We start from the raw sequence: 14,392 nt of genomic DNA, 5'->3' as shown, positions 1-14,392 counted from the left end.
GCGGCCGTTAGCGTCGTCTTACCATGGTCAACGTGACCAATCGTACCAATATTGGCATGAGGCTTATTACGCTCAAATTTCTCTTTTGCCATTTTTAGCTCCGTTCTTCTTTTAGGAGGTCAAAAACCGTTAAACTTAATACTTAAGCAGCTTACGCGCCGCCCTGCTTAGAAATCACTTCATCCGCAACAGCCTGAGGCGTCTTAGAATAATGATCGAATGTCATTGTAAACTGAGCGCGACCTTGAGTTTTAGAGCGCAAGTCATTCACATAACCAAACATGTTTGCCAAAGGCACCATTGAGTTAATGACATTTGCGTTTCCGCGCATCTCAGTGCCCTCAATCATACCCCGACGTGAGTTAAGGTCACCAATAACGTCACCCATATACTCGTCTGGCGTTACAACTTCGACCTTCATGATAGGCTCTAGAAGGTCAATACGACCCTCTTGCTTGATTTCACGGAACGCAGCCCGTGCAGCAATTTCAAAAGCCATAACAGATGAGTCAACATCATGGTAAGCCCCATCATAAAGCTCAGCTTTAAAATCGATAACTGGGAAACCTGCCAATAAGCCTGTCTCAGCCATCGTACGAATGCCTTTTTCAACACCCGGAATATACTCTTTCGGTACGTTACCGCCAACAACTGAGTTTTCGAAGACAATACCTTCACCCGGCTCAAGCGGCGTAAATTTAATCTTAACACGGCCAAACTGACCTGAACCACCAGACTGCTTTTTATGCGTGTAATCAATATCAACTGGTGAAGCGAGCGATTCACGATAAGCCACCTGCGGCTGACCAATATTCGCCTCAACATTGAATTCACGCTTCAAGCGATCAACAAGAATATCCAAGTGAAGTTCACCCATACCCGCCATAATAGTCTGACCAGATTCTTCATCTGTAGACACGCGGAAAGAAGGATCCTCTGCAGCCAAACGCTGTAGGCCAATACCTAGCTTTTCTTGGTCGGCTTTAGACTTCGGCTCAACAGCAATCTCAATCACTGGATCCGGGAACTCCATACGCTCAAGAATAACAGGCTTAGATGTATCACAAAGTGTATCACCCGTTGTTGTACGCTTAAGACCTGCAACAGCGATAATATCACCTGCATACGCCTCTTGAATGTCCTCACGGTCATTCGAGTGCATCATCATCATACGACCAACGCGCTCTTTGTTCTCTTTAACAGAGTTCAAAAGAGTCGTACCTGTCTCGAGCTTACCAGAATAAATACGGCAGAATGTCAACGTACCCACGAATTTGTCATTCATGATTTTAAACGCAAGCATTGAAAGTGGCTCTTCATCAGAAGCAGGGCGTGTTGTCTCTTCGCCAGTCTTCCCATCGATACCCTTAATTGCAGGAATATCGAGCGGTGAAGGCAAATAAGCAACAACAGCATCAAGCAAAGGCTGAACACCTTTGTTTTTAAACGCTGTACCACAGAATACAGGCACAACCTTGTTGGCAATCGTTGCTGCGCGAACGAGACGTTGAATAGTCGCCACGTCAGGCATTTCGCCCTCAAAGTAAGCTTCCATGACCGCGTCATCCATATCAGCAACAGCTTCAATCAAAGCCGTGCGATATTCTTCAACTTTCTCAAGCATATCCTCAGGCACAGGACCTGTATCATACTTAGCACCAAGCTCGGCATCATCTTCCCAAGTGTAAGCGACGTTCTCTACAAGGTCGACCATACCTTTGAACTGATCTTCAGAACCGATAGGCAACTGCATCTCAAGGGCGTTGCCACCAAGACGATCTTTAACAGACTGAACAGACGCATAAAAATCCGCACCAAGCTTATCCATCTTATTGATGAAAATCATGCGAGGAACTTTATACTTATCAGCCTGACGCCAAACTGTTTCAGTTTGCGGCTCAACACCCGCATTGGCATCCAAAAGCGCAACAGCACCATCAAGAACACGCAATGAACGCTCAACTTCAATCGTGAAGTCAACGTGACCCGGTGTGTCAATAATATTGAGACGCTTATCTTTCCAGAAACAGGTCGTCGCCGCAGAGGTAATTGTAATACCGCGCTCTTGCTCCTGCTCCATCCAATCCATCGTGGCCGCACCATCATGCACTTCTGCAATTTTATGGTTTTTACCCGTGTAGTACAAAATACGCTCAGTACAGGTTGTCTTACCTGCATCGATATGCGCCATAATACCAAAGTTACGGTAGTCTTTAAGTTCGTACTCGCGTGCCATGATCGGTCTCTTAAGTCCTAATTACCAACGATAATGAGAGAAAGCGCGGTTGGCTTCTGCCATACGGTGCGTATCTTCACGTTTCTTTACGGCTGTGCCGCGATTATTAGAGGCATCAAGCAGTTCGCCAGCAAGGCGCTCACGCATTGTGTTCTCATTACGGGCCCGTGAAGCATTCACCAACCAACGAATAGCCAAAGCCTGACGGCGCTCAGGACGCACCTCAACAGGCACCTGATAAGTTGCACCACCAACACGGCGAGAGCGAACCTCAACAGCAGGCTTAATATTCTCTAAGGCATCATGGAAAACACGAATAGGCTCTGACTTCGCCTTATCTTCGACGATATCCATAGCGCCATAAACAATTGTTTCAGCTGTAGACTTTTTACCATCAAGCATGATGGCGTTCATAAATTTGGCAAGAACCAAATCGTTGAATTTTGCATCGGGAAGAATAACCCGTTTTTCTGCGCGGTGACGACGTGACATCTGATATTACCTTACTTAGGACGCTTCGCGCCGTATTTCGAACGACGTTGCTTACGGTCTTTAACGCCTTGTGTATCCAAGACGCCGCGAAGGACGTGATAGCGCACACCCGGCAAGTCTTTTACGCGACCGCCACGGATAAGCACAACACTATGCTCTTGCAGGTTATGTCCCTCACCCGGGATATATGACAGAACTTCGAAACCGTTCGTCAAACGCACCTTAGCAACCTTACGAAGCGCTGAGTTAGGCTTCTTTGGTGTCGTTGTATAAACACGCGTACAAACGCCGCGCTTCTGAGGACACGCCTCAAGAGCCGGAACCTTATTCCGTTTGCGCTTATCTTTGCGCGGCTTGCGTATCAGCTGCTGAATTGTTGGCATGGGCCGTTTTTCCTGCATTAAATGCGATTAATGCGACCGCCGGACCCCATGCCCGATAGCCGTATAAACCGCAAAAACCGCCCTATTGCTGCGAAATGCTCCGCAACAGAGACGACTAAGTTATTCCATTTTTGCCTTAAATGAGGTTTCTAGGGTAACCCCCAGACATGCACATCCATCAGCGAGTGCGCGATATACGAGGGAGAATCGGTTCCGTCAACACCAGATATGCAGGAATCCGCGAGATTCACACGGATTCCTCAAAAAAGTTGCAATCGCAACAACCTTTGGTGCGAAAGCCTTAGTGTGAGCCCCCTTTACCCTTCGCTTTAAAGGCGTCCACCGCCGCTAATCCATCCTTAGCCGGGTTTGTCCCCACGATTTCGGCCTCTCTTTGCGCCCAAAGGCGCTTTTGATAGCGATTAGAGAGGACATCAGTGATGATGAGGACACCCACAACCAGATAGAAGCTCGACTTACTCATGGCATCAATTGCGAAACCAAATATCTTTAGATGTGCTAAATGCGCGCCTTCTGTGACCAAAAGCACGCCGACCAGAAATAATATGAAAAGGCCAAGCACTTCATACATCCGATTCTTTTTCAAAAACTCTGTGACTCTGTCAGCCAACAGAATCATCGCCAGACCCGAAAGAACAATGGCAATGACCATGAGCGGCACTTGATAGCTTCGTGTTGGTTCGCACCCAACGGCCCCTGCCATAGGATCCGCAATTAAGGCCGCCTTACATTCGACCACACTGCCTTGGAACACGCCCAGCGTTTCACCGGCGGCGTTAACGATATTTGCGGCGTCCACACTAGCAATCGCCATAGCTGACAAAATAGAATCGACAGAAAAGACTAAGTTCATGGCCACGATGAGCGCAATCGCCCCCATCATTGTGCGGCGGCCAGACCCTTCTGAATGCTCAATATGGTCTACTGCCAGAAGGTGATGTATCTCTTTCACTGCCGTATAAATGATGAAGCCCCCGCCCAATAAGGTCACCAAAGCCTGTACGGTAAATTCGCCCTCTAAGATGTTCTCAAATGGCACCGCGAATATTGGCTCTGCCAAATAGCTAAAGACGGAGACGATGATGAATAATAGCAAGATGCGAAAAACGACAGCAATACCAATGCCCCATTTGCGGACTTTCTTGGCTTCATTTGGATCCCCGACCTTGTTACTCTCAATCGCAATATAAAGTAGGTTGTCAAAGCCCAACACAGCTTGGAGTAAAACCAGCATAAAAAGCGTGAACAAAGATTCAATCGTTAGCAAGTCAGCCATTATTCCCTCGAATGATAATTATGGGCGAAAGCCCGATATAAGTTTCTAGACAGAGACGCTTCGAGGAGCAAGAATTTTGAAGGCGATATAATAAAGGGGTAACAACAGTCTAAACCTATCTCCCCTTGACCCAACTACATTACAAAGCCCCGACTACATTCCAAAGCCCCGACAACATTTCAAAGCACAGACATATAATATAGTGCCCATAATATTGTGGCATGCGCCTCGTGCATTAAGTTCCTCGCTATATTCCCTCACTCATAAATATTTCCTCACTCTTAAGCACGCCAATTCATGTTATACCGTATATTTTCACTATCGTATCCTCACCCCCTGATGCTGACATAATTTAAGGCTGTTCTTCTGGGCTTTGGACAGGAACGCGTCAGGTTTTGGCACAGAGGACAGTTGGGTGGACTGGGACTGGGTTTTGACGGACCTTTGACCAAGAGCCTTTCGTTCCGGGGCCATAAGGCTTTGCGGCTTTGGTATGTGATGTGGCATCTATATCCGCACACGACCCATAGGCGGTGAAGGCGTAAAATACTGGCCGGACGTCAAAAACGACTGCCGTGGGGTGTGTACCTTACGAAATACATCTAACCTCGGTCTCCGGTAAGGCGGCCACCCCACGGGCACGTCCTATTATAGAGCGCGCCATATAGAGACAGGCTTGTCCCGTGTTGGCGAGCAAGCGTAAACGCATGGAAACTTTAAGATGGAGACTTGAAGATGGAGACTCGAAGGATGAATATGGCTTCACGAGATTGCCATTGCATATCACATTACACATATAATGATATGAAGATTATAAACAGCGCAGTAAGCCTACCCCCAAACCAAGAGAGACGCTCATCATGAGAGACTCACACAGGGCCTGAATGTAAATATTGCATAAATTGTCGGTTAATGCGACGTTCAGGGCGAATTTGCTAAGAGGCCAATATGAATAGACATCATATCAAATCGATCATTATGGGAACGACACTGATTGCGTTTGCTGCTGGCGGGATATCGGCCTGCACCCCTACCGTTAAAATAGAGCCTTCGGATAAGCCCATTCGTATCGATTTAAATGTAAAAATTGACCAAGAGATACGTGTCCGTTTGGATAAAGAAATCGAAGAAGTCATCACAAACAGACCAGACTTGTTTTAGGAGTAAGCATGTTGAAATTATTTAAACCCCTCATTGCCAAGCCGCTCGCTATTGCTCTAAGCTTGTCCCTCCTCGCTGGCGGCGCTGTCGTCATGCATGTTGATGGCCAGAACGTGGCGCAAGCCCAATCTGTCTCTTCAATCTCTTTGGTGCGCTCTGCCAAGGCAAAAGGCCTGATTGGTGAAACCATCGCTGGCTATTTGGATGTCGTAAATGATCAATCCATCGACTCTGCCACACGGGCCGCCATGAAAGATATTAATATCAAGCGCCGCGACGAAGAATATCGCCCTATTGCGCAACGCGATAATATTCCACTGGATCAAGTCGCGCGAGCTTTTGGTGAGAAGTTCATCGCCAGAGTGCCTGCTGGGCAATACATCCTGAATGACTCTGGACAATGGACACGTAAATAAGCGGACACACAAATAAACTGCTTCATTATATTATATAAAATAGGCCGCCCCAATTGGGCGGCCTATTTTTTCAGCTTTCTAGTACCGCCTATCTCTAAGTATAGATTAAAGAACACTCTCGGCCTTGGGAGATATCTTTAACCTTCGCGAAAGACAGCAGAGGCACATGCCCAGAATACTTATAGTCAACCATAGCCTACTCTTCACAGCCCACCCCGCCCTCACAGTTTAGCCCCTTTTTTAATTGCAGATTAGTTTTTTAACTGAAGTTTGCATTACAAACTTGACAATGTTTAGTTTGTAATGCAAACCTGTTTTTATATAAAATTCATTTTATATATTTAATGCTTAAAAAGTGCCAAACCCTAAGGAGACGAAAATGGTCAATGTAAATGGAAATATTTCCCTTCAAGATGACTTGGAATATGCTGCAAGCCTCGCGAGACAAGGAGAGAACTCTCCCTTGGTCGGCGGGCCTATTGGATTATTATGGGGCCTATTATTAACGGCCGTATTTTTCACACAATGGGGCGTTTTATCCGGCGCTTTCGGACTACCTCAGCAATCTTTGTTTTTTGTATGGCTTGCTTTTGCTGTCATTGGCGGCGCGGGCACAGCTATTTTAAGCCGAAAGGCGGAACAAAAACCCGGCGCCAACTCCGCAGCTAATCGTGTGGAGCAATATGTTTGGACGATGTTCAGCGCCATGCTCGGAACTTTATTCGTCGGCATTATCTTAAACATGACCTTTGGTGAGGGAAGCTACCAACTCTTTGACTTAATCATGATCGTCGGCTTTGCGGGGCAAGGTTTGGCTTATGGCGTTGTGGCCAAGATGAGCAAAATCCGGTTGCTACATATCGCGTCTTTTTGCGGATTTACGGCCTCAGCCATTTGCTTTGCTTTTTATGGGAATGTAGATGTTTACCTCATTGCTGCGGTGGCAACGATTTTCACGATAATTATCCCATCCATGCTTTTAATGAAAAAGGCAGGGTAAAGAATGTCGGATATATCGGATAAATCCGCAAACAATGAAAAGGCCAAAGATAAACGCGCCATAGAGCTCGATCTCGACGCCGTAGACGATACCATTCATGGTCGACTGCGCATGGGTATCATGGCTTATTTGTCGGCTGTAAATCCCGCGAGCTTCCCAGAACTTTTGGAAAAGACAGGGACAAGTAATGGAAACCTTTCAACGCATCTTACAAAATTGGAAACGGCAGGTTTTGTAAAAATAGAAAAAGGTTTCAAAGGTAAGCGGCCGCAAACTTTGGTCTATGTTACCGATAAGGGGCGACAAGCCTGGATTGATTATCTTGATATCATGCGGCGTATCTTGGAACACTAAGCCTTATACGTTTCAGACTCTCATGATTTTCAAAAATGAAAACCTATACAAAGGCGGCGCTATAATTTAGCGCCGTTTATCATGACATCCACCACTTACTCACAAGCTGCCTTACCTCTTACCCGAAAGGCCGTCTTTGCTCAAAGTTGGCCTATCATGATTGCCAATGGCGCCGCGCCAATTGTGGGTCTTGTGGACACATTAATGGTGGGCCGCTTTGTCGGAACAAGCGCCTTAGCCGGGATTGGTCTTGGCGCTGTAATTTACGGAATATTCTATTGGGGCTTTGGGTTTCTCCGCATGAGTACAGCGGGCCTTGCTGCGCAGAGTGATGGCCAAGGTGCAGAAGCGGATGTGCAGGCGCATATCCTCCGGGCCTTACCAATCGCTTTGACGATTGGTCTGTTTCTTTTCCTCATTCAGAGTTGGCTCCTCCCCCTCGCCTTTAAAATTTATACGGCTAGCCCTGAGATTGAAGACGCCGCCATGACATATATTCGCGCGCGTCTTTGGGGGCTTCCGGCAACCTTAGCTACCATAGCCTTGATGGGGTGGTTCGTCGGTATAAGCCGTTCGGGATTAGCGCTTTATATGCAAATTGTGTTAAACCTCGCCAACATCATATTATCGCCCATCTTGGTATTAGGGTTTGGCGCGGGCCTATATGGTGTCGGCATAGCCTCATCTTTGGCGGAATGGGCGGGGCTCCTCGCGGGATTGATATTTGCCTACCGAGAGGTACAGCGCCGCGGCGGATTTAGAAGTGAAGCGCTTACCCGTAAAGCGCTATTGGCCAGAGAGGCTCTTTCAAAACTTGGTATTACGAACTCTAATATATTTATTAGAACCTTATCGCTCACTGTGGGGTTTAATTTTTTCGGGAATGCTGCCGCGAGTGAAGGGGAGACCTTTTTAGCAGGCTATCATATATTGATGCAGTTCATTACCATGTCGGCACTCATATTAGACGGCTTTGCCCATACGGCTGAGGCCGTGACAGGCGCAGCGTTTGGCGCAAAAAACCGCGCGAGATTCGACCGCGCCGTCAAGCTGACGAGTGAATACTCCATATTATTTGCTTGCATATGTTCTGCAGCAATATTTTTTGTTGGCCCCTCAATTATTTCTCTTTTGACTGATGACCCCATCGTAATTTCAAGCGCGCTGAGATACCTGCCTTATTGCGCTCTTGCCCCAATAGCAGGATTTGCCGCCTTTCAGATCGATGGAATTTTTATTGGCACGACACAGACCCATGCGATGCGGAATGCAGGTATTGCCGCCGTTATAATTTATATTATTGCGCATTTCCTTATCTATCCCGCCATAGGCGCCAAGGGCATATGGATTGCGTTTCTGTTTTATTATGTGATGCGGGCATTTACCTTGGCCCTATATTACCCATCCGTGTTGAAAAAGATGGAGAAGCGCCTTGCTTGACGTTTTGACATTCGACATTGCTGATTTAGATGCGGAGGATGTCCGCGCCTTGCTTCGCCTGCATTTATTAGAGGCCTATGCCGATGCGTGCACCGCCGCTCTGAATATCGAGGCCCTGCGTGAAGAAGACGTAACGCTTTATTCCGCCCGAACATCTAAACAGGATTTGGCGGGGATTGCTGGACTGAAAATTCTAACAACGCCAAACGGGACCCGAAAGCACGGCGAAATCAAATCCGTCCGCACACATACAGATTTCCTGCGGCAGGGCGTGAGTTCAAAACTAATGGGGCATCTCGAACAATCTGCGAGATTACGTGGTTTGGACAGGCTATTCTTACAAACCCATCCAACACCCGCTTATGCGGCGGCATGCCGTTTATATGAAAAATTAGGGTATGAATATTGCTCGGCTTTTGGCGATTATAAAACCTCACCAAAAAGCGTCTTTATGACCAAAGCTCTTTAAGCTGTACCGACGGCTTCATTAATAGAGCTATAGCCATCCGCTTTTAAAAGATTTGATAGATCCTCACAGATTTCTTGGACAAGCTGCGGGCCTTTATACACGAGTGCTGAATATAGCTGCACCGCATTTGCACCTGCTTTTATCTTGGCGTAAGCCTGAGCCCCGCTCCCAATTCCGCCAACACCAATTAAATCAATTTTGCCGTTGGCGGCGTTGTGAAACTCACTCAGCAATGCTGTGGACTTTTCAAATAGAGGCTGCCCAGACAGGCCCCCGCCTTCATGGGCTTGTTTGTCTTTTAAATTACTTGGACGATCAATCGTCGTGTTGCTTATGATAATGGCATTCAATCCGTAATTCCGCGCTTGCTCTACAACGCGTCCAACGTCTGAAAAATCCAAATCGGGAGCCACCTTTAAAAACATCGGATAAGCTGGGCCTTCTTTTGCCAGCGCCTCTCTTGCTTCAGATAATCTATCGAGCAGCTCATCCATTTCCGTAGAACCCTGTAAATTACGAAGGCCCGGCGTGTTGGGCGAACTGATATTAATAGTAAAATAATCGCATTGCCCCCATAGCCGCGCAAGGCCCGTCACATAGTCCGCAATACGATCGTCGCTCTCTTTATTCGCGCCTAAATTGGCACCCAGCAATCCCAGGCGCCCTTGACGTTTTCGCAAGTTTTCGGAAAAATCGTCCAAGCCCTTATTATTAAATCCCATACGATTAATAACAGCCTCGTCTTGCGATAGACGGAAAAGACGTGGTTTCGGGTTACCGACTTGTGGGCGCGGTGTGACAGTCCCGCACTCCACAAATCCGAACCCAGCGCTAAGCATGGCATCTGGCACTTCGCAATTTTTGTCAAACCCAGCCGCTAACCCCACAGGATTAGGCAAAGTTAACCCTCCAACCTTGGTCTGAAGCTCTGGTCTATGTGACGTTTTGTTTTTCGGGCCCAGCCCAGCCTTTAGCGCCTTAATCGTCATTAAATGCGCCCGCTCTGCAGGTAGTGTCCGCATCATTGCGGTACCAAATTTATAAAAAGCGGTCATAATTTCTCCCCAGATGGCTCTGCACATTATAAGAGCCATAATCATCAGAGCGGATCAATTTACGCCACTGAACGTGTGATAAAGTCAGTGATGCATAATAATGCGGAAATAAAGCCCCGCCCCGTGAAGATTCCCATTTTAATGAAACTTCGTCTAATCTTTCTGTCTTTATAGCCAAAAGAATGACGGATTCACTTTCTACATAATATTTATCCAATGTCCCCTGCAGCTCGCTAGCCGCAGACATGTGAATATATCCATCTGACTTATCAAGCACGCTACCCTCGTAAACGCCTTGTTTTTGAAAGCGCTCCCAATCCTCATTGGACAGAATCTTATAAATGGGTGTTTTTTGATGCATGCGCGCCTCATATCAAACCGTATGCACAATAACAGGGCAGAATCGAAATTTATTCGCACAGATTCTGCCGCCAAGGCGTGAGTCCCCAAATCGCCTTCGTGAATACATTCCACAGCGCCCAAAAGAACGGCAAAGAACGGCCATAAAACATTCTTGAAGGGAAATATTATCATGCGCAAATATGCGAAATTTTTTGGGGGAGTAGCTTTACTGAGTGCACTTCCCTCACTTGCACTGGCACAAGACGCACCAACTCTTGAGAGTCTAGCGGCAAATGATGCCTTTGTATTCAATACACTCCTCTTCCTAATTGGTGGATTTTTGGTCATGTGGATGGCCGCAGGCTTCGCCATGCTCGAAGCAGGCTTTGTTCGCACAAAAAATGTGTCCATGCAGTGCTTAAAGAATATCTCACTTTATTCAGTCGCTGGCCTCATGTTTTGGGTCGTTGGTTATCAGCTTATGTACGGCGGCGGTGACTATTTCGGCAAGTTCGCCATCATGAGTTTCACCCCTGAAGATGCAGCAACAGGATACTCATCTTACTCTGATTGGTTCTTCCAGATGGTATTTTGCGCCACAACAGCTTCTATCGTATCAGGTACAGTAGCCGAACGGATCAAGTTCTGGCCGTTTATCATCTTTACGTTGCTTTTGACAGGTTTCATCTATCCCATCGTTGGTTCTTGGGAATGGGGCGGAGGCTTCCTTGACGCTAAATTTGGTTTCTCTGACTTCGCTGGCTCTACACTTGTTCACTCTACAGGCGGCTGGGCAGCCTTAATCGGTGCCATCATCCTTGGCGCGCGTAAGGGTAAATATGTTGACGGTAAAGTTAACCCTATCCCAGGTTCAAACATGACACTGGCGACTTTAGGTGTCTTTATCCTTTGGCTCGGTTGGTTCGGTTTCAACGGCGCTTCACAGCTTGCTATGGGTACAATTTCAGATGCCGACGCCATTGCGAAGGTCTTTGTAAACACAAACATGGCTGCAGCGGCTGGCGTTATTGTTGCCGTAATTTATTGCCAAGTCCGTTACGGTAAGATTGACCTTACACTAGCTCTTAACGGCGCTCTAGCTGGCCTAGTGGCGATTACAGCCGAACCTCTCGCGCCTGCTGTTTGGCAATCCCTTATCATCGGTGGTATCGGCTCACTTCTTGCTTGCTTAACTGTTCCGCTTTTGGACAAGCTAAAGATTGATGACGTCGTAGGCGCTATCCCTGTTCACTTAGTTGCAGGTATCTTTGGTACAATGATTGTTCCTTGGACAGGCGACGCAACTTACTTTGGTCAGTTCGTTGGGGTTATCTCGGTCGGTATATTTGTCAGCCTTGTCTCAGCTATTATCTGGACTGTGTTGAAACTCTCAATCGGCCTACGGGTTAGCGAAGAAGACGAACATGTTGGTCTCGACCAAGCTGAAATCGGCGTCCCAAGCTACCCTGAATTCGTAGCTAACTAATAATAAGAGCGGCGCGAAAGGACTAACTGACACGCCGCTCTCATAACTTCTCCCCTCGCGCTGTGATTATTGAGCGGCACGAACCCACCTCGGCCTGTACATAATTTGTGCAGAGTCGAGGTTTTTTGTATGAAATTTTGTGCGCGCGCATGCTTTTTCAATAGTTGAAGCTTCAAATAGTCTCCTCTTTCCGCACAGCACTTTATCGCCCTCCCTATAAAAACAACACGAGTTGCGAGGGGAATCTCAATGCACCGAATAAAACGTGGCCTCCAAGGGGGCTTTTTAACTATGGCCGGTCTAAGCTATGCAGGACTGGCCCATGCCCAAGAGGCTAGCCTTAGCGCTGGCGATACAGCTTGGGTATTGACGGCAACCGCTTTGGTTCTGTTTATGAGCCTACCAGGATTAGCTTTATTTTACGGCGGCCTTGTCCGAGCCAAAAACTATCTGTCTGTCCTCATGAAAATATACGCTATTGCAGCGCTAGCTTCAGTCATCTGGATAATCGCAGGCTATTCCATTGCATTTGGTGATGCAAATAATGTGTGGGGCGGGCTAGATAATCTCTTTTTGAAGAATTTAGGACGCGACGCTGTGTCGGGCACTATTCCTGAATCCGTTTTCCTAGCCTTCCAAATGACCTTTGCCGTCATAACCCCAGGGTTAATTGTCGGGGCCTTTGTGGAACGCGTTAAATTCTTGCCTGTTATGATCTTCACGGCGCTTTGGATTCTTGTCGTTTATGCACCTGTTACACACTGGATTTGGGGCGGTGGCTGGCTCGCAGATAAAGGCGTAATTGATTTTGCAGGCGGCCTTGTCGTGCATGCCACGGCAGGAATATCTGCTCTCGTCTATGTGTTGATGCTCGGCGCACGAAAAGGGTTCCCACATGAACTGGCCGTGCCACACCGTCCTGCCGTTGTGATGATTGGGGCTTCAATGCTCTGGGTGGGCTGGTTCGGCTTTAATGGCGGCTCTCAACTCGCTGCCGATGGCGGTGCTGGTATGGCGCTTCTCGTGACCCATATAGCGGCCTCGGTTGGCACATTATCTTGGGTCGTAATGGAATCAATTTCCAATAAGAAACCGACCCTTGTGGGCGCGGCCACAGGAACAATTGCCGGCCTTGCAACCGTTACACCTGCTGCAGGTGTCTTAGGACCAGGAGGCGCCTTGCTCATAGGACTGGCGGGCGGTTTAGTCTGTTATTTCGCCGTTCATTTAATTCGTATTCGCTTGAAAATCGATGATAGCTTGGATGTCTTTGCGGTTCACGGCGTTGGCGGTATCCTAGGGATTTTATTGCTCCCATTCCTCAGCTCGACGGCTTTAGGCGGGACGGGCGACGGGAACATTGGCACACAGCTACTCGGTACTGGCGCCGTTATCGCTTGGTCCGCCATTGCGAGCTTTGTTATCCTCATCGTCTTGAAATTGACTTTGGGTTTACGTGTGACGGAAGAGCAAGAATATGAAGGGCTAGATACAAGCCTTCATGGGGAAAGCGCTTATAATTAAGCCTAGCCCACTTTTAAGTTCAGAAAGAGCCCGCATTGTTGGCGGGCTTTTTATTTGACCTATTAGGCTTTTTTTCCTAGGTCGAAATCATGCTTTCGCACTCTGACATTTGGAACGCTCTTGACCGGCTTGCGCGGAATTTAAGTACCAGCCCGTCAGGCCTCGCGCGCCAAGCAGGTCTTGACCCGACAACTTTCAATAAATCAAAACGGCAATCCTCATCAGGTAAAGATCGTTGGCCAAGCACCGAAAGCCTCGCCAAAGTTCTCGCAACCATTGGTATGAGCTTTGAAGACTTCGCCCGTTTCGCAGACCAAGCTGGGGCCCATGGGCCCTCCATTCCAGTAATTGGCCTTGCCCAAGCCGGCAATCAGGGTTTCTTTGATGATGCTGGTTTCCCTGTTGGAGCCGGGTGGGACGATGTCCGCGTACCTGGCCTACGGGATGAGAATGTTTACTGCCTCCAGATTGCTGGGGATTCTATGTCGCCAGTCCTAAGGGCCGGTGATAAAATCTTAGTCGCTCCCAATGAAAACATTCGCAAAGGCGATCGCGTGGTCGTGAAAACCCTTGAGGGCGAAATAATGGCAAAAGAATTACAATCCCAATCACAAACTCATATTTCACTTATATCCCTTAATCGCGAATATGAGGATAGGAAGCTAGCCCGAAGTGAGATCCAATGGATTGCGCGGATTGTCTGGGTGTCTCAGTAAGAACAACGCACAATCTGATAA

16 protein-coding genes are annotated in these 14,392 nt (G+C 47.6%); 9 read left to right on the top strand and 7 right to left on the bottom strand.

The window, feature by feature from the left end:
* From DES40_RS13075 to DES40_RS13055, 5 genes are all read right to left on the bottom strand, one after another.
* Positions 1–92, bottom strand: a 92-nt coding sequence (locus DES40_RS13075; RefSeq protein ID WP_147405872.1) for a GTP-binding protein, incomplete at its 3' end; no start/stop codon positions are given.
* Between the two features lie 59 nt (positions 93–151).
* Complete coding sequence (gene fusA / locus DES40_RS13070; protein WP_121102855.1) at positions 152–2,236, bottom strand: elongation factor G; 2,085 nt, start codon at positions 2,234–2,236, stop codon at positions 152–154.
* Positions 2,237–2,257: 21 nt separating this feature from the next.
* Positions 2,258–2,728: a 30S ribosomal protein S7 gene (gene rpsG, locus DES40_RS13065; protein WP_121102853.1), complete on the bottom strand. Its 471-nt coding sequence runs from the start codon at positions 2,726–2,728 to the stop codon at positions 2,258–2,260.
* Positions 2,729–2,739: 11 nt separating this feature from the next.
* Positions 2,740–3,111 (bottom strand): 30S ribosomal protein S12, encoded by a 372-nt coding sequence (gene rpsL / locus DES40_RS13060; RefSeq protein WP_121103013.1) that lies wholly within the window; start codon positions 3,109–3,111, stop codon positions 2,740–2,742.
* A 301-nt stretch (positions 3,112–3,412) separates the two neighbouring features.
* Positions 3,413–4,408 (bottom strand): TerC family protein, encoded by a 996-nt coding sequence (locus DES40_RS13055; protein ID WP_121102851.1) that lies wholly within the window; start codon positions 4,406–4,408, stop codon positions 3,413–3,415.
* A gap of 948 nt (positions 4,409–5,356) precedes the next feature.
* Here DES40_RS13055 and DES40_RS13050 point away from each other — a divergent pair.
* The 6 genes from DES40_RS13050 to DES40_RS13025 all read left to right on the top strand — a co-directional run bounded on the left by DES40_RS13050 (position 5,357) and on the right by DES40_RS13025 (position 9,248).
* A complete protein-coding gene (locus DES40_RS13050) occupies positions 5,357–5,569 on the top strand; it encodes a YnbE family lipoprotein (RefSeq protein ID WP_233345646.1) in 213 nt (70 codons plus the stop codon).
* Between the two features lie 8 nt (positions 5,570–5,577).
* On the top strand, positions 5,578–5,985 hold the full coding sequence (locus DES40_RS13045; RefSeq protein ID WP_121102849.1) for a YdbL family protein: 408 nt from the start codon (positions 5,578–5,580) through the stop codon (positions 5,983–5,985).
* 379 nt (positions 5,986–6,364) lie between these two features.
* On the top strand, positions 6,365–6,985 hold the full coding sequence (locus DES40_RS13040) for a hypothetical protein (protein ID WP_121102848.1): 621 nt from the start codon (positions 6,365–6,367) through the stop codon (positions 6,983–6,985).
* Positions 6,986–6,988: 3 nt separating this feature from the next.
* Positions 6,989–7,339: a winged helix-turn-helix domain-containing protein gene (locus DES40_RS13035; RefSeq protein WP_121102846.1), complete on the top strand. Its 351-nt coding sequence runs from the start codon at positions 6,989–6,991 to the stop codon at positions 7,337–7,339.
* 81 nt (positions 7,340–7,420) lie between these two features.
* A complete protein-coding gene (locus DES40_RS13030) occupies positions 7,421–8,779 on the top strand; it encodes an MATE family efflux transporter (RefSeq protein WP_121102845.1) in 1,359 nt (452 codons plus the stop codon).
* The gene (locus tag DES40_RS13025) at positions 8,772–9,248 is read left to right on the top strand and encodes a GNAT family N-acetyltransferase (protein ID WP_121102843.1); all 477 of its coding nucleotides are present in this window, start codon (positions 8,772–8,774) and stop codon (positions 9,246–9,248) included. Before DES40_RS13030 ends, DES40_RS13025 begins: the two co-directional genes overlap by 8 nt.
* Here the strand turns inward: DES40_RS13025 and DES40_RS13020 are convergent.
* Both DES40_RS13020 and DES40_RS13015 read right to left on the bottom strand, forming a co-directional pair.
* Positions 9,245–10,303: a quinone-dependent dihydroorotate dehydrogenase gene (locus tag DES40_RS13020; RefSeq protein WP_121102841.1), complete on the bottom strand. Its 1,059-nt coding sequence runs from the start codon at positions 10,301–10,303 to the stop codon at positions 9,245–9,247. The two genes, DES40_RS13025 and DES40_RS13020, sit on opposite strands and share 4 nt — an antisense overlap.
* Positions 10,287–10,664: a DUF952 domain-containing protein gene (locus DES40_RS13015; RefSeq protein ID WP_121102839.1), complete on the bottom strand. Its 378-nt coding sequence runs from the start codon at positions 10,662–10,664 to the stop codon at positions 10,287–10,289. Before DES40_RS13015 ends, DES40_RS13020 begins: the two co-directional genes overlap by 17 nt.
* A gap of 171 nt (positions 10,665–10,835) precedes the next feature.
* Between DES40_RS13015 and DES40_RS13010 the strand changes: the two genes are divergently transcribed.
* From DES40_RS13010 to DES40_RS13000, 3 genes are all read left to right on the top strand, one after another.
* A complete protein-coding gene (locus DES40_RS13010; protein WP_121102837.1) occupies positions 10,836–12,131 on the top strand; it encodes an ammonium transporter family protein in 1,296 nt (431 codons plus the stop codon).
* A gap of 249 nt (positions 12,132–12,380) precedes the next feature.
* Positions 12,381–13,655, top strand: a complete 1,275-nt coding sequence (locus DES40_RS13005) for an ammonium transporter (protein ID WP_170144998.1) — start codon at positions 12,381–12,383, stop codon at positions 13,653–13,655.
* Positions 13,656–13,744: 89 nt separating this feature from the next.
* Positions 13,745–14,371, top strand: a complete 627-nt coding sequence (locus tag DES40_RS13000) for a S24 family peptidase (RefSeq protein ID WP_121102835.1) — start codon at positions 13,745–13,747, stop codon at positions 14,369–14,371.
* Positions 14,372–14,392 lie beyond the last annotated feature (21 nt).

It is taken from the genome of Litorimonas taeanensis, assembly GCF_003634015.1.
Classification (GTDB): Bacteria; Pseudomonadota; Alphaproteobacteria; order Caulobacterales; family Maricaulaceae; genus Litorimonas; species Litorimonas taeanensis.
The sequence above is the reverse complement of the archived record's forward strand: the minus strand, read 5'-3'. Positions and strand labels throughout refer to the sequence as shown.